Source organism: Burkholderia sp. IO2, assembly GCF_029522185.1.
Classification (GTDB): domain Bacteria; phylum Pseudomonadota; class Gammaproteobacteria; order Burkholderiales; family Burkholderiaceae; genus Burkholderia; species Burkholderia cenocepacia.
Genome location: NZ_JAKWFH010000001.1, coordinates 100,574 through 119,060, shown reverse-complemented (window position 1 = coordinate 119,060; position 18,487 = coordinate 100,574). Strand labels below are relative to the sequence as shown.

At 69.6% G+C, this 18,487-nt stretch carries 19 protein-coding genes; 7 read left to right on the top strand and 12 right to left on the bottom strand.

The window, feature by feature from the left end; genetic code table 11:
* The first annotated feature begins 205 nt into the window (after positions 1–205).
* On the top strand, positions 206–2,227 hold the full coding sequence (locus MMB92_RS00510) for a BCCT family transporter (RefSeq protein WP_277562456.1): 2,022 nt from the start codon (positions 206–208) through the stop codon (positions 2,225–2,227).
* On the top strand, positions 2,224–2,535 hold the full coding sequence (locus MMB92_RS00505) for a hypothetical protein (RefSeq protein WP_006482630.1): 312 nt from the start codon (positions 2,224–2,226) through the stop codon (positions 2,533–2,535). Before MMB92_RS00510 ends, MMB92_RS00505 begins: the two co-directional genes overlap by 4 nt.
* A 94-nt stretch (positions 2,536–2,629) precedes the next feature.
* Here MMB92_RS00505 and MMB92_RS00500 read toward each other — a convergent pair whose 3' ends face one another.
* Positions 2,630–3,478, bottom strand: a complete 849-nt coding sequence (locus MMB92_RS00500; protein WP_277562455.1) for a class I SAM-dependent methyltransferase — start codon at positions 3,476–3,478, stop codon at positions 2,630–2,632.
* A 166-nt stretch (positions 3,479–3,644) separates the two neighbouring features.
* Between MMB92_RS00500 and MMB92_RS00495 the strand changes: the two genes are divergently transcribed.
* The 3 genes from MMB92_RS00495 (at position 3,645) to MMB92_RS00485 (ending at position 6,865) form a co-directional block, all read left to right on the top strand.
* Positions 3,645–5,108 carry a metallophosphoesterase gene (locus MMB92_RS00495; RefSeq protein WP_059723247.1) on the top strand — a complete coding sequence of 488 codons (1,464 nt, stop codon included), beginning with the start codon at positions 3,645–3,647 and terminating at the stop codon, positions 5,106–5,108.
* Between the two features lie 47 nt (positions 5,109–5,155).
* Positions 5,156–6,490, top strand: a complete 1,335-nt coding sequence (locus MMB92_RS00490; protein WP_230391299.1) for a cytochrome c peroxidase — start codon at positions 5,156–5,158, stop codon at positions 6,488–6,490.
* 96 nt (positions 6,491–6,586) lie between these two features.
* On the top strand, positions 6,587–6,865 hold the full coding sequence (locus MMB92_RS00485) for a hypothetical protein (protein ID WP_006488718.1): 279 nt from the start codon (positions 6,587–6,589) through the stop codon (positions 6,863–6,865).
* 84 nt (positions 6,866–6,949) lie between these two features.
* On the opposite strand, the gene MMB92_RS00480 is transcribed toward MMB92_RS00485, so the two are convergent.
* Entirely contained in the window at positions 6,950–8,443 is a 1,494-nt protein-coding gene (locus tag MMB92_RS00480) for a PLP-dependent aminotransferase family protein (RefSeq protein ID WP_058903013.1), read from the bottom strand.
* Between the two features lie 203 nt (positions 8,444–8,646).
* Between MMB92_RS00480 and MMB92_RS00475 the strand changes: the two genes are divergently transcribed.
* A complete protein-coding gene (locus MMB92_RS00475) occupies positions 8,647–8,997 on the top strand; it encodes a hypothetical protein (protein ID WP_006488712.1) in 351 nt (116 codons plus the stop codon).
* A 108-nt stretch (positions 8,998–9,105) separates the two neighbouring features.
* On the opposite strand, the gene MMB92_RS00470 is transcribed toward MMB92_RS00475, so the two are convergent.
* The 8 genes from MMB92_RS00470 to gtdA all read right to left on the bottom strand — a co-directional run bounded on the left by MMB92_RS00470 (position 9,106) and on the right by gtdA (position 15,592).
* On the bottom strand, positions 9,106–9,528 hold the full coding sequence (locus tag MMB92_RS00470; RefSeq protein ID WP_062885487.1) for a DUF6691 family protein: 423 nt from the start codon (positions 9,526–9,528) through the stop codon (positions 9,106–9,108).
* A 1-nt stretch (position 9,529) separates the two neighbouring features.
* Complete coding sequence (locus MMB92_RS00465) at positions 9,530–9,964, bottom strand: YeeE/YedE family protein (RefSeq protein WP_062885486.1); 435 nt, start codon at positions 9,962–9,964, stop codon at positions 9,530–9,532.
* Positions 9,954–10,304 carry a metalloregulator ArsR/SmtB family transcription factor gene (locus MMB92_RS00460; RefSeq protein WP_062885485.1) on the bottom strand — a complete coding sequence of 117 codons (351 nt, stop codon included), beginning with the start codon at positions 10,302–10,304 and terminating at the stop codon, positions 9,954–9,956. The genes MMB92_RS00465 and MMB92_RS00460 overlap by 11 nt, the downstream gene beginning before the upstream one ends.
* Positions 10,305–10,403: 99 nt before the next feature.
* Positions 10,404–11,765, bottom strand: a complete 1,362-nt coding sequence (locus MMB92_RS00455; protein WP_062885484.1) for an aromatic acid/H+ symport family MFS transporter — start codon at positions 11,763–11,765, stop codon at positions 10,404–10,406.
* 80 nt (positions 11,766–11,845) lie between these two features.
* Positions 11,846–13,054: a 3-hydroxybenzoate 6-monooxygenase gene (locus tag MMB92_RS00450; protein WP_277562454.1), complete on the bottom strand. Its 1,209-nt coding sequence runs from the start codon at positions 13,052–13,054 to the stop codon at positions 11,846–11,848.
* A gap of 32 nt (positions 13,055–13,086) precedes the next feature.
* Positions 13,087–13,728 carry a maleylacetoacetate isomerase gene (maiA, locus tag MMB92_RS00445; protein WP_006495051.1) on the bottom strand — a complete coding sequence of 214 codons (642 nt, stop codon included), beginning with the start codon at positions 13,726–13,728 and terminating at the stop codon, positions 13,087–13,089.
* Between the two features lie 34 nt (positions 13,729–13,762).
* Entirely contained in the window at positions 13,763–14,461 is a 699-nt protein-coding gene (locus MMB92_RS00440; protein WP_006488722.1) for a fumarylacetoacetate hydrolase family protein, read from the bottom strand.
* 87 nt (positions 14,462–14,548) lie between these two features.
* Complete coding sequence (gene gtdA, locus MMB92_RS00435) at positions 14,549–15,592, bottom strand: gentisate 1,2-dioxygenase (RefSeq protein ID WP_277562453.1); 1,044 nt, start codon at positions 15,590–15,592, stop codon at positions 14,549–14,551.
* A 163-nt stretch (positions 15,593–15,755) separates the two neighbouring features.
* Here gtdA and MMB92_RS00430 point away from each other — a divergent pair, with 163 nt between their 5' ends.
* Complete coding sequence (locus tag MMB92_RS00430) at positions 15,756–16,700, top strand: LysR substrate-binding domain-containing protein (protein ID WP_034202471.1); 945 nt, start codon at positions 15,756–15,758, stop codon at positions 16,698–16,700.
* Between the two features lie 46 nt (positions 16,701–16,746).
* Here MMB92_RS00430 and MMB92_RS00425 read toward each other — a convergent pair whose 3' ends face one another.
* Positions 16,747–18,015 carry an FAD/NAD(P)-binding oxidoreductase gene (locus MMB92_RS00425; protein WP_062885482.1) on the bottom strand — a complete coding sequence of 423 codons (1,269 nt, stop codon included), beginning with the start codon at positions 18,013–18,015 and terminating at the stop codon, positions 16,747–16,749.
* Positions 18,012–18,245 (bottom strand): 2Fe-2S iron-sulfur cluster-binding protein, encoded by a 234-nt coding sequence (locus tag MMB92_RS00420; RefSeq protein WP_277562452.1) that lies wholly within the window; start codon positions 18,243–18,245, stop codon positions 18,012–18,014. The genes MMB92_RS00425 and MMB92_RS00420 overlap by 4 nt, the downstream gene beginning before the upstream one ends.
* Between the last annotated feature and the right edge of the window lie 242 nt (positions 18,246–18,487).

Below are 18,487 nucleotides of genomic sequence, written 5' to 3'. Positions count from 1 at the left end.
GCCCCGCCGGCCCGCCACGCACACCGCGCGGGTTTTCTCGATCGCCGCGATACCTTACAATTCGTCAGGTTTACCCCTTCTGCATGCCCCCTTCTTGCAGTCCTGACACCGCGGTACACTCGACGCACGCCGTATCAGGGTCCGACGCGCCACAGGCGCGCCGGGCGGCGTCGCGCCTCGTTGCGCCCACAACTGGATGCCCGCCATGCCGGATTCCCGTCCCATGCCCCGCACGACATTCAAGCCGCAGGTCGTCCTGCCGGCGCTCGCCGTCATCGGCGCACTACTCGTCGTATGCGCACTGCACCCGAGCGAAGCCGGTGCGCTGTTCTCCGCCGGCCAGCAATGGGTCATCGCACGTTTCGACTGGTTCTACGTGCTCGCCGTCACCGGCTTCCTCGTGTTTCTCGTGCTGATCGCCGCCAGCGACTTCGGCAATATCCGGCTCGGCCCCGACGATGCCGAACCCGAATTCAGCTTCGTGTCGTGGACGGCCATGCTGTTCGCGGCCGGCATGGGCATCGGCCTGATGTACTTCGGCGTCGGCGAGCCGATGCAGCACTTCCTGAAGCCGCCGACCGTCGACCCCGGCACGCCTGCCGCCGCGCGCGAGGCGATGCTGATGACCTTCTTCCACTGGGGCTTCCATGCGTGGGCGATCTACGGGCTGATGGGGCTCGTGCTCGCGTACTTCGGCTTCCGCTACAACCTGCCGCTGACGCTGCGCTCGGGGCTGTATCCGGTGCTGCGCGAGCGCATCAACGGCTGGATCGGCCATACCGTCGATGCGTTCGCGCTGGTCGGCACGGTCGCCGGGATCGCGACGACGCTCGGCTACGGCGTGATGCAGCTGAGCGCGGGCCTGCATACGGTCGCCGGGTGGGACACGGGCAGCAACCTGTTCCGCATCGGGCTCGTCGCGGTGGTCGTGATCCTCGCGGGCGTGTCGGCCGCGACCGGCCTCGACAAGGGCGTGCGCCGGCTGTCCGAGCTGAACCTGCTGCTCGCGTTCCTGCTGCTCGCCTTCGTGGTCATCGCGGGCCCGACGGCCTTCCTGCTGCGCGCGCTCGGCGACAACATCGGCCAGTACCTGTCGAGCCTCGTCGACCTGTCGTTCCGCACCTATGCGTATGCGCCGCCGCGCGAGGAAGGCTGGTTCGGCGGCTGGACGATCCTCTACTGGGCATGGTGGGTGTCGTGGTCGCCGTTCGTCGGCATGTTCATCGCGCGCATCTCGCGCGGCCGCACGATCCGCCAGTTCGTGATCGGCGTGCTGCTGGTGCCGACCGCGTTCAACCTCGTGTGGATGACCGTGTTCGGCAACAGCGCGATCTGGCTCGATACGCACGGCGCGGCCGGCGCGCTCGCGCAGACGGCGACCAACGTCGATGCGCTGCTGTTCCGCTTCTTCGATTTCCTGCCGTTGCCGCAACTGCTGTCGATCGTCGCGATCGTGCTGATCGCGGTGTTCTTCGTCACGTCCGCCGATTCGGGCGCGTTCGTGATCGACCAGATCGCGACGCGCGGCAGCGCGCAGTCGCCGGTCTGGCAGCGGCTGTTCTGGGCCGCGCTGCTCGGCGTGACGGCCGCGGTCCTGCTCGTCGCGGGCGGGCTCGGCGCGCTGCAGGCGATGACGCTGATCGCCGCGCTGCCGGTGGCCATCATCATGCTCGCGCTCTGCTACGGGCTGTGGCGCGGGCTCGCGGCCGATCGCGCGCACTATTCGCAGGACGTCGCGCCTGCAACGAGCTTCTGGGCCGGCCAGCACTGGCGCCATCGCCTGACGCACATCCTGCGGCAGACGACCGAGGCCGAGGCGCGCCAGTTCGTCGCGGAAACGGTCGAACCCGCGCTGCGCAAGGTCGCCGACGAGTTGCGCGCGAGCGGCGTCGATGCGCACGTGCAGCGCGACGGCGACGATGCGGTGCGGCTCACCGTGCCGACCGCCGAACACCGCGATTTCGTGTACGGCGTGCGCGTCACCGCGAAATCCGCGGCCGCGTTCCTGGTGCGCGAGGCGGCCGAACCAGACGAAGCGCGTGCGCACGTGTATGGCATCGTCACGTTCTTCGAGGACGGCCGGCTCGGCTACGACGTCGAATACCTGCGCGGCGACGAAGTGATCGCCGACGTGCTGCGCCAATATGAACGCTACGTGTCGCTGGCCGCGGACAAGCGCACGCACCTGCTGAGCCGGGCTCCGGGACACGCGACGGAGGCCGAATGAGCGGGCTGCTGCACAGCCGCGCGGCCGACGTCATCGCGCTCGGCACCCTCGCCGTGCTGTACCTCGGCGGCGCGGGCCTCGCGCTGTGGCGGATCCGCGCCGCGGCGCCGCTCGGCAAGGTCTACTGGAGCGTCTGCGCGGCGCTGCTCGCCGGCGGCGCCGTCGCGATGGGCGGCAACCTGTCGCCGGTGCCGAACAGCGGCGAGATGCCGCCCGGTTTCGCGCTCGGCGCCGAGGCCGTGCTGCTCGGCCTCGCGCTGGTGGCCGGTGGTTGCGCGTGGCTGATGCTGCGCGCGCGCAAACGCTGATACCCGCAGGCCCCGCTTCGTCACGCGCACACCGCAGCATGTGGGGCGAACGGGCCGTCGCCCCTTCCCTGATCCGCTGCTTTCACGCGACGCGTCATGCGGACGGCGCACGCGCCGTCACGAGCCAACACGCCGCATCGAAGCGCACCTCCGCGCCGTGCACGTACGGCTCGAACGCCGCGCGCATCGTATCGATCACGCGCCGCCGCGTCGCTTCGTCCGTCTCCAGCAACGCCAGGCCGACCGGGCCCAGCCGCGCAACGTAGTCGTCCAGCGCGGATTCCGGCAGCACACATGACCGCTCGACCGGCTCGATCGCAACATCGGCCCAGCCGCTGTACGCCAGCACCGACGCGATCCGCTGGCGGTCGCCGAACGCGAACTGCCCCGGCGCGCCGGGCTGCCGCGCGGGCAGGTTCGGCAGCAGCGGCGCGACCGCCCGCTCGGCCGTCGTCATGAACGGGTTGTCGGCCGCGCCGCGCCACGCGACGAACCGCATCTGCGCGGCGGGCCGCGCCGCCTGCCGCAGGTTCGCGAACGCCCGCACCGGATCGTCGAAGAACATCACGCCGAGACGCGACACGATCAGGTCGACGCTCGCCGGCTCGAATGCATGCGTCTGCACGTCCGCGCACACGAACCGGGCAGGCAGGCCGCTGCGTTCGGCACGCGCCCGCGCGGCGTCGATCATCCGCGCCGAAATGTCGATGCCCGTGCACTGCGCGCTCGCGCCGAGCCGCCTCGCGATCGCGAGCGTAACGGCGCCGGTGCCGCAGCCGACATCGAGCACGCGCGTGGCTGACGACGTGGCCGCGGCCGCCGCCAGCAGCGTTTCGAACGGCTCGAACATCCGGTCCAGCAGCGCCTGCGCATCGACCCACGCGCGCCCCGACGGACCGTTCCATAGCGCGGCTTGCGCTTCGTTGGGCCGGTTGGTTTCCATCGTCGATCCCCTTCCGATTCATTGATGACGAACCGGACTGTGCTGCTTCAAGCCGGCTTGAAGTCAAGGCCGGCCCGTGCGCGCCTGCGTCGCGCCCCGTTTTTTTCACATTTCTTACATTCGCGCTGCGTATCGTTGACGACTTTCCTACGGTGCCTCCCCTCCCATGCGACGATTCCTCACGCGCGCGCTGCTCGTACGTTGCGCCCCTCTGGTTGCCCTCGCCACGCTCTCCGCGTGCTCGAATCACATCGATACGCCGGACGATCCGGCCAGCGCGTCGGCCAACGTCCAGGCCGCATGGGTCGAGATCGGCGATGCGAACCAGGCGATCGCGCGCGTCATCACGAACTACACGCCCGCGTCGGCCAGCGATCCGCTGTGCCCGCAGTTGACCGTCGACGGCAAGCTGTCGCGCATGACGCTGCGCGCAGCCGCCGCGACCGTCGCCCAGCGGCCGACCGCCAGCGACCCGGCCGATTCGAAACCATCGAGCTTCCCGGTGTCCGTCTGCGAGGCGACGCTGCCGGCCGGCGCGCAGGCGGCGAGCGTCGCGGGCCGCACGCTGCCGCTGCCGAAAGCGCAGCCGCAGCGCATCGCGATCATCGCCGACACGGGTTGCCGGATGAAGAAGGCCGACAACGCCTGGCAGGCGTGCAACGATGCCGCGGTCTGGCCGCTCGACACCATCGCGGCCAGCGTCGCGAAGCTGTCGCCGGATCTCGTGCTGCACGTCGGCGACTACCACTATCGCGAAAACGCATGCCCGCCGGACATCGCCGGCTGCAAGGACAGCCCGTGGGGCTACGGCTGGGATACGTGGCAGGCCGACCTGTTCCGCCCGGCCGCGCCGTTGCTCGCGAAGGCGCCGTGGGTCGTCGTGCGCGGCAATCACGAGGAATGCGCGCGGGCCGGCCAGGGCTGGTTCCGCTTCCTCGACCCGCGCCCGTATTCGGCCGCACGCTCGTGCGACGATCCGGCCAACGACAACAACGCGAACTATTCGGAACCCTATGCGGTGTCGCTCGGCGGCGGCTCGCAGGTGATCGTGTTCGACACCGCGAAGGTCGGCCGCACGCCGCTCAAGACGACCGACGCGCAGTTCGGCATCTACCAGAAACAATTCCAGACGGTCGCATCGCTCGCGTCGAAGGCCGGCATGACGACGACGATCTTCACGAACCATCATCCGATCCTCGCGTTCGCGCCGATCGCCGGCAGCACGCCCGCGCCGGGCAACCTCGCGCTGCAATCGGTGATGTCGAGCCTCAACGCGCAGGCGTACTACCCGCCGGGCGTGCACGTCGCGCTGCATGGCCACGTGCATGATTTCCAGGCGATCAACTTCTCGTCCGGGCACCCGGCGACGATCGTGTCCGGCAACGGCGGCGACAACCTCGACGTCGCGCTGCCCGACCCGTTCCCGGCCGGCCTGACGCCCGCGCCGGGCACCGTGATCGAGCGGCTGTCGCACAACAACAGCTTCGGTTTCCTGATCATGGAGCGCAACGCGGCACCGGCGACGGGCTGGGTGTTCCATGCGTATTCGGCGGCCGGCAAGCTACTCGCGTCGTGCAACCAGTCGGGCACGACGCTCGCCTGCGACAAGACGGGATTCATCGCGCCGTGAGTAAAGCAGTTCGATGTGAAGGCCACGGCGTACGTGGCCGGCGGACGCTGCACGCGCTTGCCGCCACCCTGTTCGCCGGCCTGACGCTCACGGCCCACGCCGCGCCTGCGGAAACGGTCCTGCTTCCGGGCGCACCGCCGTCGCGCGTCGTCGACACGATCGGCAACGGCACGCCGCAGGTGACCGGCAAGATCGACGCGGCCACCGCGCGCTTCGCGCCGGACCCGATGCTCGTCGCGCTCGGCCGCCGGATCTTCTTCGACCCGCGGCTGTCCGAGCCGCGCGGTATGTCCTGCGCGGGCTGCCACGACCCGGGCCGCGCGTTCGCGCCGACGCTGTCGGCCGCGGCGCTCGCGGGGCCTGGCGTGCCGGAAGGCAGCCGGCCCGGGCGCTTCAGCCAGCGCAATGCGCCGTCGCTGCTGTATGTGCGCTACGTGCCGCGCCGCCACTTCTACCAGGACGACGATGCGCCCGCGCCGTCGCCGTTCGGCGGCCTGTTCAGCGACGGTCGCGCGGATACGCTCGCCGAGCAGATCCGCGGGCCGCTGTTCGATCCGAACGAGATGAACAACCGGTCGCCGGCCGCGCTGCTGCGCAAGGTCAACGCGACCGAGCTCGCGCCCGATCTCGCCGCACGCTTCGGCGCGCCGGTGCGGCGCGATCCCGAACAATTGGTGCGTGCGCTGGGCTCGGCCGTCGAAGCCTACCTGCAGAGCGACGAGATGGCGCCGTTCACGTCGCGCTTCGATGCGTTCCTGCGCACGCGCAAGCCGCTCGCGCCGGCCGAGATGCGTGGCCTCGCGCTGTTCAGGAATCCGGACAAGGGCAATTGCATGACCTGCCACACGCTGTTGGACACGTCGAGCCGCCCGGAACGCTCGCTGTTCACCGATTTCGGCTACGACGCGATCGCGGTGCCGCGCAACCGCGCGCTGCCGGCGAACCGCGACCCGCGCCATTTCGACAACGGGCTATGCGACACCGCGCGGCGGCTGCGCTGGCCCGAACCGACGCAATGGTGCGGCTACCTGCGCACGCCCGGGCTGCGCAACGTCGCGGTCAAGCAGACGTTCATGCACAACGGCGTGTTCACGACGCTGCGCGACGCGGTCGCGTTCTACAACACGCGCTCGACCGATCCCGGCTTCTGGTATCACGGCGCCAAGACGTTCGACGACGTGCCGGCCGCCTATCGCGGCAACATCAACGTCAACTCGACGCCGATGAACCGCCGGCCCGGCACGCCACCCGCGCTGACCGACGCGGAAATCGACGACATCGTCGCGTTCCTCGGCACGCTGACCGACGCGCGCTATACGGGCCGCGCCGCCCCGACCGCCCCTGCCGCCCGGATCACGCGCACCGCCGCGCCGGTGCGCTGACCCTGGCCGAACGGCCAGCCGACGTGCGCCCGCTTGCGGTTACCGCAAACACTGGTTATATTTACAGTACTGTATTTATGAACAGTGAGGTGCGCGATGGAACATCTGGTCCGTATCGTCAACGACACCGATCGCCAAGTGCTGGCGTGGCTGCGTGCGCAGGTCGGCGATGCCCGCGTCGAGCGCGCGGCACGTCAGCTCGGGCATACGCGCAAGCCCTTTCCGTCGGCCGTGTGCCGATATCTGGGCATGAGTGCGCCAGCCACGCTGCGGCCTGCCGCCGCCCGGCCGCGCGCGGCACGCGATTTCTCGGTGGGCGATCGCTACCTGTCGCTGATTCGCCAGCACCTCGCCACGCACACGGTCGGCCGATGAAATGGCGGCGGCTCGCCGCTTCGGTCCCGCGTCCGGCCGGCGCACTCGCGTATTCGCAAGTCCGGCCGGCCGCCGCCGTCGCGCTTACGCGGCCGCCATGGCTTCCCGTACGAGGCGGCCGAGCGTGTCGAACGCTGCCTCGTGCACCGCATCGAATACGCGCGTGCAGGCGAGCCGGATATAGCCGTCGAAACGGTCCGAATTCGAGAAGATCGAACCGGGCGCGATCTTGACGCCATGTGCCAGCGCGGCGTCGAACAGCGCATCGGAGCGCACGCCTTCCGGCAGCGCGATCCACAGCAGCATCCCGCCCGGCGGCTGGTTCATCCGCGTGCCGGCCGGGAAATGCCGCGCAATCGCGTCGATCGTCACGTCGCGCTGCACGCGCAGCTGTTCGCGGAACCGGTGCAGGTGCCGATCGAACGCGCCCGAGCCCACGAATTCGGCCGCCACGGCCTGCAGCAGCGCGGCGTTGTGCCGGCTGTGCGCGAATTTCAGCATCCTCACACGCGCATGCCAGCGGCCCGCACTCATCCAGCCGAGCCGCATCCCGGGCGCCAGCACCTTGTTGAACGACGGGCAGTAGATCACCGTGCCGTCGCAATCCCATGCCTTGACCGGCCTGACCGCGTGCGGCGCCTCGACGAGCTCGCGATAAGGCTCGTCCTCGATCACGGCCACACCGTGGCGCGAGCACAGCGCGACGAGCGCGGCCTTGCGCTCGTCGGGCATCACGCAGCCGAGCGGGTTTTGCAGGTTCGGCACGACGACCACGGCCCGGATGTCCGGATAGGCTGCCAGCGCCACGTCTAGCGCCTCGATCGACAGGCCCGTCGTCGGGCTTGCCGGGATTTCGAGTGCCCGCAGGCCAAGGCTTTCGAGCAGCTGGATCAGCCCGAAAAAGGCCGGCGATTCGATCGCAATTGTGTCGCCGGGCCGCGCGATCGCACGCAGCGCGAGATTCACCGCGTCGACGCCGCCGCTCGTCGACATCACGTCGTCCGGCGTCAGCGTCACACCGTAGGACAACGCGCGTTTGGCCATCGTCTGCCGGAATTCGGGCGAACCGCCGACGGGCCCCGCATCGGTCAGCAACGTGGGTTTGCGCCGCAGCAGCCGGATCGCCAGCGCCTGCAGGCGCTCGGTCGGATACAGCGCGGCATGCGCGGAGGCGCCGCCGAGATTCAGCGCATCGGTCGCCGCGTTCGCACGGTCGATCACGCGCGAGACGCGTTCGTGCAGCCCCGCGAACGGCGGCTCGACACTCAGCGGCGGCCCGTCGCTTTCCGGCAGCGTGTCGAGCATGGCTGCCGCGCGGCGGCGCACGAAGTAACCCGAACGCGGTTTCGCATCGCACCAGCCCGTATCCTCGAGCCGCCGGAACGCCTGGATCGCGGTCGACAGGCTCACGCCGTGCTGCGCCATGCACGCACGGACCGACGGCATCCGGTCGCCGGGCGACAGCGTGCCGGCCGCGATGATGCGGCGGTAATGTTCGGCGAGCCGTTCGTAAAGCGGCTCGCCGTCCATCGGCAAAGGCGTACGGGAAGCGTCGGCGAAAGGCGTCATGCGGGCCATCGTGCCCGTGCCCCATCGCGCACGCCAGATACAGATTCGGGGGAAACCCACCGATACAGCAGCGCGAAACCGCCGCCTGCACCGCAACAGATTCCCGTCCCCTGAATCTGTCGTGCGCGCGTCCGTTTCCCTAACCTGATTGCACGCTTTCGCCTCGTCGTCGCGAGGCCGCGCAACCCGAGCAACCGGGAAAAGGAATCGCCATGCGGACGCAACACCTCCGGCTCGACGCCGGGCAAAGCCACTTTGCGTGGTTCGACAAGGGTAGTCAGCTGATCGTGCTGGATGGCGCGCTGGCGGTCACGCTGCGCCACGGCGGGCTCGACTGGCTGCCCGATGCCCCGCAATACATTCGCCGCGAACTCGACGAGGGCGAATGCCTGACGCTCGAAACCGCCGGTCACGTCGCGCTGTCGGCTGGCGGCCGCGGCGTGGTCAGCACGGCGATCGTGGCCCCCTCGGGCCGAAGCAGCATGCTCGCGGTGTGGCGCGACATCCTGCGCCGACTGGCCGGGCGACTGCACGGCGGCCGTCACGTGAACGAGCATGTCTGACATCGCGGCTTGCCCGCCGTGAGCCACGCCGGAAAGTCACCGCATCATCGCGGTGACCGATGAACCCGTGATGTTCCGAGCAATCGTGCCAAGCGAACGTCCCGCGCGTCACCGCCCGTTCCGCCAGCGCTCGATCCACTCGAACAACGCCATCCCGGCCAGCATCGCGACGACGAACCCGATCCCCTTGGCCGATCCGAAGCCGATCGACACGATCGCGGGCCCCGGGCAGAACCCGGCAATTCCCCAGCCGATGCCGAACGCCGCACTTCCCGTGACCAGGCGCACGGTAATCGTCCGCACCGCCGGCAGTTGCATCGGCAGGCCGAGCCAAGAGCGGGTCCGGCGCTTCGCCCACGCGAACGCGAACACCGCAACACCGGTCGCGCCCGCCATCACGAACGCGAGCGACGGATCCCAGCGGCCCGCCAGGTCGAGAAAACCGAGCACCTTCTGCGGATCGGCCATGCCCGACACGATCAGGCCGACGCCGAACAGCAACCCCGCCAGAAATGCGAATCCTGTCTGCATGTCAGCCTCCCGCCACGTGCAGCCGCACGAAGACGGTCGCGAAGCCCGCGACCATGAAGGTTGCCGTCGCGACCACCGAACGCAGCGCCCCGCGCGACATCCCGCATACGCCGTGACCGCTCGTGCAGCCGCCCGCGTACCGCGTGCCGATCCCGACCAGCAGCCCGGCCGCGAGCAGTTCAGGCCAACCGGCGTCGATCCGGGGCGTCAGGCTGCTCCCGGCGACGTGCATCGCAACGGGCGCGACGATCATCCCGGCGATGAACGCGACGCGCCAGCCGCGCTCCGCGCCGCCCGCGGCGAGCAAGCCGCCGACGATCCCGCTGATGCCGGCGATCCGGCCGTTGAACGCGACGAGCCACGCGGCCGCGAGCCCGATCAGCACGCCACCGGCCAGCGACAGCCACGGCGTGAAATGAAGCGCATCAATCTGCATCGCGCGCCTCCTTCGCGGTCGCCCCGCAGAACTGCCCGTACAGCACGCCCATCACCGCGACCACGGCCGGACTGTCGAGCGAATAGCGGATGGTCTTGCCTTCCCGGCGGGTACGAACCAGCGCGTTGTCGCGCAACACGCCGAGCTGCTGCGACAGCGTCGGTTGATGGATGTCCAGTCGCGCCTCGAGATCGCTCACGCAGCACTCGCCCTGCGACAGTTCGCACAGCAGCAGCAGCCGGTCGGGATTCGACATGACCTTGAGGAGCGCACAGGCTGATTCGGCGGCGGCGCGCATCTGATCGGGCGCGGGCAGCCCGGCGGGGAGATCGTCGTTCATCGGAGCGGGAATACGATTAAAGAATGAACATTATATTCATTTATATAATGTTGTATCCCGCTGCTTGCCGGACCGGCAATCCGGCCGCCCCTCCTTCGATCAGGCCTGCCTGCCCGCCATCCCGTCGGCGGCCGCCGCGCGTACCACGCCCGCGCGCACCACGCCGAGCGCCAGTACCGCGACCGCCGCGATCACGCATGGCGCGGCAACGACGGCGAACGCGGTCGACAGCGGCACGCCCATCGCCAGCATCGCGCCGCCCGCCATCGAGCCGACCACCGAGCCGCCGCGACCGATCCCGTTCGCCCAGCTCACGCCGGTCGTCCGGCACTCGGTCGGATAGAACGCGGCCGATAGCGCGTTCGCCCCCACCTGCGAGCCGGATACGCAGAAGCCGGCGGCGAACACCGCGAGCGCGGCACCCCACGGCGACGCGGCGAACACGCCGATCGCCGCGACGCACGCACCGGCCGCCGCATAGCTGCAGGCCAGCACGCGATGCGGATCGAAGCGGTCCATCAGCCAGCCGAGAATGATCGCGCCGAGCGTGCCGCCGACCTGGAACATCGCGGTCACGCGCGCGGCCGTCTGCAGCGTCGCGCCAGTCGTGCGCAGCAGCGTCGGCAGCCAGCTCGACAGCAGGTAAATGACCAGCAAGCTCATGAAGAACGTGAGCCACAGCAGCAGCGTGCCGCGCAGCAGGTCGGCGGCGAACAGCCGGCCGAGCGGCGACCCGGCCGGCTTTCCGGCGGGCGCGATGAACGACGCATGCGCGAGATGCGGATCCGGTGCGATACGGCCGAGCATCGTCGCGATCCGCGCAGACGGCGCGCCCTGGTTGACGAGATAGCGCACCGACTCCGGCAGTCGCCACGCGAGCAGCGGCAGGAGCAGCAGCGGCGCCGCGCCGCCGACGACCAGCACCGCGCGCCAGCCGTGGTGCTCGATCAGCGACGCGGCCGCGAGCCCGCCGAGCGCGGAACCGATCGTGAAGCCGCAGAACATCGTCGTCACGAGCAGCGAGCGACGGCGCGCCGGGCAGTATTCGGACGTCAGCGTGATCGCATTCGGCATCGCGCCGCCGAGCCCGAGCCCGGTCACGAAGCGCCACACGATCAGCTCGGTCAGGCTACCCGCGCTCGCCGACGCGGCACTCGCGATGCCGAAGCACGCGACGCATGCGAGCAGCAGGCGCTTGCGGCCGAACCGGTCGCCGAACGGCCCGAACACGAGCGCGCCGGCCATCAGCCCGGCCAACCCCGCGCCGAATACCGGCGCGAGCCGCGCGGGCGACAAGCCCCATTCCGCGCGGATGACCGGCGCGATGAACCCGATCGACGCGGTATCGAATCCGTCGATCGCGACGATCAGAAAGCACAGGACGACGATCGCGGCCTGAAACGGCGCAATGCGATGCCGGTCGACCCATTCGCTGACGTCGATGGACAGCGTATCGGCCATGATGGTGTCTCCTCCAGGAAGGCGGCGCGCGTCGTCTGTCGTTGAAATGCGCGCCGCCGGAATCGGGCTGAACGGGTGCGCTATGCGGCCGTCTTCAGGCAATCCTCCGCACGCCAGCCGTGCAGCCAGTCGAGCGCGTCGTAGAACTGCGCGTCGGTGCGCCCGACCCACAGCCCGTTGCGCACCTGCCGCTCGACGCCCTTCGCGTGGTAGATCCGCCCCATCTCGCGCGCCGAATACAGCACGCGTGCGGTGCGTGGAATCCGCACGCGTTCGTACAGCGCGAACGCGGCCTCGAAATCGCCGTTGGTCTGCGCAACGGCCGCGCCGAGCGTCACCGCGTCCTCGAGCGCCTGGCACGCGCCCTGCGCGATGTATTGCGTCATCGGATGCGCGGCGTCGCCGAGCACCGTCGCACGGCCCGCGCTCCAGCGCTCGACCGGATCGCGGTCGGCGGTCGCCCAGCGCTTCCATGACGTCGGCCGGTCGAGCATCTGTTTCGGCAGCGGATGGATGCCGTCGAAGTACGACAGCACTTCTTCCTTGCTGCCGTCGCGCACGCCCCAGGTCTCCTGCTCGCGGCTGTGGAACGTGACGACCAGGTTGTACTGGCGCCCGCCGCGCAGCGGATAGTGAACCAGATGGCAATGCGGGCCGGCCCATACGACCGGCGCATTGATCTGCAAATCCTTCGGCATGTTGTCGACCTCGACCACCGCGCGATACACGACATGGCCCGTCACGCGATGCGCATCGCCGATCAGCGCCTGACGGATCGCGGATTTCACGCCGTCGCAGCCGATCACCGCGTCGGCACGATAGCGTTCGCCGTGCTGGTCGATCACGGTCACGCCGTTGCCGTCCTGCTCGAACCCGCACACCTGCGTGCTCGTCCGGAATTCGATCAGCGGGTGATCCTTGACCGCCTCGTAGATCGACAGGTGAATGTCCGCGCGATGAATCACCGCATACGGATTGCCGAAACGGTCGCGATACGCGGCGCCCGTATCGATGCGCGCGACCTCGCGTGCATCGATCGCATCCATCAGTTGCAGCCAGTCGGTCAACACCGCGCGATCGCGCGCCGCCTCGCCGACACCCAGCGCATCGAGCGCGTTGAACGCGTTCGCGGCGAGCTGGATGCCCGCACCGATCTCGCCGATCCGTTCGGCCTGTTCGAGCAGCTTCACGCGAATGCCCTGACGCGCGAGCGCCAGCGCCGTCGCGAGCCCGCCGATACCGCCGCCGATCACGAGTACGCGCCGGCCGTTGTTGATTGTCTCGCCCATGTTCGTCTCCTGCGTCTATGACGCGATTCGTGTTACGCGACGTAGTCCGGTTGCCGCTGCGGTTGCGCGGCCTCGAACGCCGGTTCGTGCCGCGCGTGCTCGACCACCGCGAGGCAGCGCGGATACGCGCTCAGGTCGCAATCCATCCGCAACGCGTTCGCGACCTGCGGCACCAGGCACACGTCGGCCAGCGTCGGCGCATCGCCGAAACACCACGGGCCCGCGTTCGCGCGGGCCAGCAGCCGCTCGACGCCGGCCATCCCTTCCGCGACCCAGTGCCGGTACCACGCACTCTTCTGTTGCGGCGTGACCTTCAGCTCGCTGTCGAGATAGCGCAGCACGCGCAGGTTGTTGACCGGATGGATGTCGCAGGCGATCAGCGCGGCGAGTTCCAGCACGCGCGCCCGGCGCCGCGGTTCGAGCGGAATCAGCCGAGGCGTCGGCTGGATCTGGTCGAGGTAATCGAGGATCGCGAGCGACTGGCCGAGACGGAAATCGCCGTCGGTCAGCGCCGGCACCGCGGCCGACGGGTTCACCTGCGCGATGTAATCGGCGTCGCGATGCTCGCCGGTGCGGATGTTCACCGGCAGCGTGTCGTACGGCAGCCCTTTCAGCGCGAGCGCGATGCGCACCCGGTAGGAAGTCGAACTGTTGAAGAAACTATGCAGTTGCACGATGTGACCTTTCGAGGAAATCGACGAACGGGCGTCAGACCACACGCACGGTCAGCTCGCCGAGACGCTCGACGCCGACCTTCATCACGTCGCCCGCGACCACCGGCCCGACCCCTTCGGGCGTGCCGGTAAAGATCACGTCGCCCGGTTCGAGGCGGAAGAACTTCGACAGGTCGGCCACCGTTTCCGCGACCGACCAGATCAGGTGCGACACGTCGCTCTTCTGCCTGGTCGCGCCGTTGACGGTCAGCCACAGGCCGCCCTGCTCGACGTGTCCGACGTCGCTCGCCCGATGCACGGGCCCGAGCGGCGCCGAACGGTCGAACGCCTTGCCGATTTCCCACGGCCGCCCCATCTCGCGCATCTTCATCTGCAGGTCGCGGCGCGTCATGTCGAGGCCGACCGCATAGCCCCACACGTGGTCGAGCGCGCGTTCGAGCGGAATGTCCGAACCGCCCTTGCCGATCACCGCGACGAGTTCGGCTTCGTAGTGATAGTTCTGCGTCTGCGACGGATACGCGAGATCGAGCGTCTCGCCGTACGCCACCGGCACGATCGAATCGGCGGGCTTGCAGAAGAAGAACGGCGGCTCGCGATCGGGATCGAAGCCCATCTCGCGCGCATGGGCCGCGTAGTTGCGGCCGACGCAATAGACGCGGCGGACCGCAAATCGGGCATCGCTGCCGGCAACGGGCAGCGCTACCGGCGCTTCGGGCGGGAATACGAAAGTCATGAACGGCTCCAGCGTAGACGTGAATGAAGGGGCGCGCGCCGCGACTTCGGCGGCGCGCGGAAAACGGATCGTGGACGGCCGCCGGCGTCAGTCGCGCGCTTCGCGCAGTAGGTTCAGCGCGGACAGCACGGGCCGGTCGGAATAGCTGAACAGCACGCTGTCGCACGACGCCGACAACCGCACCGGCGCCCACGACGGCGCGACGAAGATGTCGTGCGGCGCGAACGCGAACGTCTGGTCGCCGATCAGCGCGGCGCCGCTGCCTTCGACGACGCAATAGATCGTCGCGTCGGTGCTGCGATACGTGCGGCCGTCGAAGCCCGCGGGCAGGAACTGCATGAAGGTGGCGATGGTCGGCATCGGCCAGCCGCCCGTCGCGGGGTTCACGTAGCGCAGCTTCACGCCGTCCCACGCATCGAGTTCGCCGTTCCGGTACAGCGCGTCGAGCGCCTCGCGGCTGCGCGCATACGGATAGCTGAACACCGGCGACGTCGGATCGCTCACGCGATGCCGCACCGGCACCATGTTGTGACCGAAGCGCGCGAAGCTGTCGCCTTCCGGACGATTCACCGGCTGCACGGCTTCCGGGAAGTTCTCTGCGAAACCGGCGTCGAGGTGCGCGAGCAGCGGGATGTCGAGCCCGTCGAGCCACACGACCGGCTCGCCGCCGTCTTCCACCGACGGATTGCCGTGGTCGTGCCACGCCCACGACGGCGTGATGATGAAGTCGCCGGGATGCATCGTCGTGCGCTCGCCGTTCACGGCCGTCCACGCGCCGCGCCCTTCGACGATGAAACGCAGCGCCGACTGCGTATGACGGTGGCTCGGCGCGATCTCGCCCGGCAGGATCAGCTGCAGCCCCGCGTACAGGCTCGGCGTCATGCTCGACTTGCCCGGCAGCCCCGGGTTCTCCAGCACCAGCACGCGACGCACCGCTTCTTCGGCGCTGATCACGCTGCCGGCCTGCATCACGAGGTCGCGCACCTGTGCGTACTTCCAGATCGCGGCCTGCGCGGCCGGCTGCGGCGAGGTCGGCACGAGGTTGTGCAGCGATTCCCACAGCGGCGCCAGGCGCTGCTCGGCGATTCGTGCGTAGTAAGCGGCGCGTGTCGCGTCCGGATGGGTCGTCATGATGTCTCCTGCGGGTCGGCCGATCGGGTCGGCGCTATGTCGGGGCGGGGACCGTACTGCAGTCCGTCAGCAGATTTATATTCGACGCAGACATACCCGGTAAAATGGTCAAATCATCTGATTCATATATTTCTGGATATACCTTCTCGCGACGAGGCATGCAATGGACTGGACCCACCGGCTGCGTCTGCGGCATCTGCAGGTACTGTTGAGCCTGGCCGGCACCGGCAATCTGAGCCAGTCGGCGGTCGCGCTCGCGACCACGCAGCCGGCGCTGTCGAAATGGCTGAAGGAGCTGGAAGAGGATGTCGGGCTGCCGCTGTTCGAGCGGCATGCGCGCGGGCTGCGGCCGACGCCTTACGGCGAAGCGCTGATCGAGCACGCGCGCCGCGTCGAAGCGCAGCTCGACATCGCGCGCGACGACATGGCCGCGTTGCGCGAAGGCGGCAGCGGCCTCGTGACGATCGGTACGTCGGGCGTCGCGGCGGCCGACACGGTGCCGTTCGCGGTGTCGCAGTTGCTGAAACGCATGCCGCGCGCGCAGGTGCGGCTCACCGAAAGCACGATGAACCAGTTGATGCCGCAGCTCGCGCGCAGCGAACTCGATATCGTCGTCGGCCGTTCGGGTTCGACGTCCGTCGATCCGCTGCTGCATGCCGAAGCGTTGTACGTCGATCCGGTCGTGTTCGTCGCGCGGCCCGACCACGCACTCGCCGGCGCGACGTCGCTCGGCTGGGACGACGTGCTCGCCTATCCGTGGATCGTGTGGCCGGCGGGTACGCCCGTCCACAATGCGCTGGAAGCCGCGCTGCACGCCGCCGGCCGCGTGCAGCCGCCGCACTGCGTCGAATCGAATTCGTCGATTCTCAACCTCACGCTGCTGAACAACACCGACCTGCTCGGCGTCGCGTCGCACCGCGCCGCGCGGCGCTTCGCGCAACTGAACGCGATCCGCATCCTGCCGATGGAACTCGAGGGCCAGGGCGCGGTATCGATGTACTGGCACCCCGACAGCGCGAACCGCGCGGCCGTGGCCGCGACGATCGAGTGCCTGCGCGCCTGTGCGACGCCGCAGGTTGGCGGATGGGAGAAAGTGAAAGTGGAGTGAACGGCGTAACAGGCGCGGCCCAGCGCGAACCGGGCCGCTGCATACGTCACGCGCCGTCGCAGGATTCCGTACCGTCAAGCATCAGCGTGCCGACCCGCGCGGGCACCAGCGGCGTGCGCGGCGCCGGCGGCGTCCAGCCGAACAGCGCCTGCGCGGCCGCGCCGCACACGCGGCCCTGGCATGCGCCCATCCCGCAACGCGACTGCAGTTTGGCGGCCGTCCAGCCCGGTTCCCGCGCGACCGCATCGAACCGCACGTCTTCGCAACGACACAGCAGCGTGTCGGCTCGCGCGAGCCGTCGGATCGGCTCCCGGATCGCGAAGCGCTCGCGTACGGCCTCCGCGAAAGCCTGCCAGTGCGCGCGCCGCGCGACCCGCGCGGCCAGTCGTGCAGTCTGCCCGGTCGCTGCGTACCCGGCGATTTCGCCTTCGACCATCGCCAACTCGCTGCCGCCGACGCCCGTGCACTCCCCGGCCGCGAAATACCCGTCGCGGCTCGTGCGCTGGTGTGCGTCGACCGCCACCGCGCCGTGCTCGATCCGGCAGCCGAGATGGCGCGGCAGCACGGTATTCGGCACGAGGCCGAAGCCGCACGCGAGCCGGTCGCAGTCGACGTCGAATTCGCGATCGCCCTGGCGAATCCGCACGCGTTCGAGCCGCTGGTCGCCGAATGCCTCGACGACGTACGCAGCCGGCCGATAAGCAGCCGTGACGAGCTTCGCGGCCTGCGCGAGCTTCGACGGCCAGCGCCACAGCCCCGCGCCGAAGCCAGCGACGTCGCCCCATGCGGCCTGTTCGAGCACGTGCGACACGCGTGCGCCGGCCTGCCGGGCCGTCGCCGCGCTCGCCAGCAGCAGCGGCCCGCTGCCCGCGATCACCGTGCGCTGCCCGCGCACGTCGAGCCCGTACTTGATCAGCGCCTGCAAGCCGCCGGCGCCGGTCACGCCCGGCAGCGTCCAGCCCGGAAACGGCAGCAGCAGCTCGCGCGCGCCGCAGCAGAGAATCAGCGTCCGGAAATCGAGCAGCAGCCCGCGTTCGTCGTCTTCGAGCAGCAGCGTGCCCGGCTGCGTTTCGGCGACGATGCGCGTCGCCGCGAGATGCGTGACGTTCGGCTGCCGCAGCACGGCCAGGCGTTCGGCGGCGGCCGGCGTCGGTGCGGACGCTGCCGGCTGCCGCCAGATCTGCCCGCCCGCGCGCGGGTTGTCGTCGACGATCGCAACCGTCGCGCCGCTGCGCGCGGCGGCTCGTGCGGCCGACAGCCCGGCCGGGCCCGCGCCGACGATCGCGACGTCGACGCTCAATCGTTCCTGATTCATCGCGTGCGCTCCACCTGCATGCCGTCGCGGCACAGCGTCTGGCACGCCAGCCGGCGCCGGCCGTCGATCGTCATCCGGCATTCCTGGCAGATGCCCATTCCGCAAAACGGCGCCCGCACCGCCCCCGTGCACGACACGCGCGTCATGTCGTCGCCGCTCGCCGCGACGGCGGCCGCGACGGTCGCGCCGTCGGCCACCGTCAGCGCGCGGCCGTCCAGATGAATGATCATGTCAGCCTCCGCCGGGCCGCCCCAAGGAGGCTGACCGCCCCCGCGGGGGGCAGCGAACAAAGTGAGCGTGGGGGTCGTTTCATCTCAGCCTCCGCCGGGCCGCCGCAAGGGCGTAGCAGGGAATTCGCAGCGCATCGCTCTGCGCCTGCGTAGCCGGCCGGCTTTGCAAAGCCGGCCGTGGGCGGCTGACGGCCCCCGCCGGAGGCACCTTGCATGGGACCGGCGTAAGCGCTGAAGCGCCA

Bases quoted from the DNA above. Each gene is read 5' to 3' on its own strand.
- MMB92_RS00465 (WP_062885486.1), bottom strand. From the start codon at position 9,964: ATGCAGATTGATGCGCTTCATTTCACGCCGTGGCTGTCGCTGGCCGGT.
- MMB92_RS00495 (WP_059723247.1), top strand. From the start codon at position 3,645: ATGCGACGATTCCTCACGCGCGCGCTGCTCGTACGTTGCGCCCCTCTG.
- MMB92_RS00480 (WP_058903013.1), bottom strand. From the start codon at position 8,443: ATGGCCCGCATGACGCCTTTCGCCGACGCTTCCCGTACGCCTTTGCCG.
- MMB92_RS00430 (WP_034202471.1), top strand. From the start codon at position 15,756: ATGGACTGGACCCACCGGCTGCGTCTGCGGCATCTGCAGGTACTGTTG.
- MMB92_RS00500 (WP_277562455.1), bottom strand. From the start codon at position 3,478: ATGGAAACCAACCGGCCCAACGAAGCGCAAGCCGCGCTATGGAACGGT.
- MMB92_RS00420 (WP_277562452.1), bottom strand. From the start codon at position 18,245: ATGATCATTCATCTGGACGGCCGCGCGCTGACGGTGGCCGACGGCGCG.
- MMB92_RS00505 (WP_006482630.1), top strand. From the start codon at position 2,224: ATGAGCGGGCTGCTGCACAGCCGCGCGGCCGACGTCATCGCGCTCGGC.
- MMB92_RS00455 (WP_062885484.1), bottom strand. From the start codon at position 11,765: ATGGCCGATACGCTGTCCATCGACGTCAGCGAATGGGTCGACCGGCAT.
- MMB92_RS00460 (WP_062885485.1), bottom strand. From the start codon at position 10,304: ATGAACGACGATCTCCCCGCCGGGCTGCCCGCGCCCGATCAGATGCGC.
- MMB92_RS00440 (WP_006488722.1), bottom strand. From the start codon at position 14,461: ATGACTTTCGTATTCCCGCCCGAAGCGCCGGTAGCGCTGCCCGTTGCC.
- MMB92_RS00485 (WP_006488718.1), top strand. From the start codon at position 6,587: ATGGAACATCTGGTCCGTATCGTCAACGACACCGATCGCCAAGTGCTG.
- MMB92_RS00510 (WP_277562456.1), top strand. From the start codon at position 206: ATGCCGGATTCCCGTCCCATGCCCCGCACGACATTCAAGCCGCAGGTC.
- MMB92_RS00450 (WP_277562454.1), bottom strand. From the start codon at position 13,054: ATGGGCGAGACAATCAACAACGGCCGGCGCGTACTCGTGATCGGCGGC.
- gtdA (WP_277562453.1), bottom strand. From the start codon at position 15,592: ATGACGACCCATCCGGACGCGACACGCGCCGCTTACTACGCACGAATC.
- MMB92_RS00475 (WP_006488712.1), top strand. From the start codon at position 8,647: ATGCGGACGCAACACCTCCGGCTCGACGCCGGGCAAAGCCACTTTGCG.
- MMB92_RS00425 (WP_062885482.1), bottom strand. From the start codon at position 18,015: ATGAATCAGGAACGATTGAGCGTCGACGTCGCGATCGTCGGCGCGGGC.
- MMB92_RS00470 (WP_062885487.1), bottom strand. From the start codon at position 9,528: ATGCAGACAGGATTCGCATTTCTGGCGGGGTTGCTGTTCGGCGTCGGC.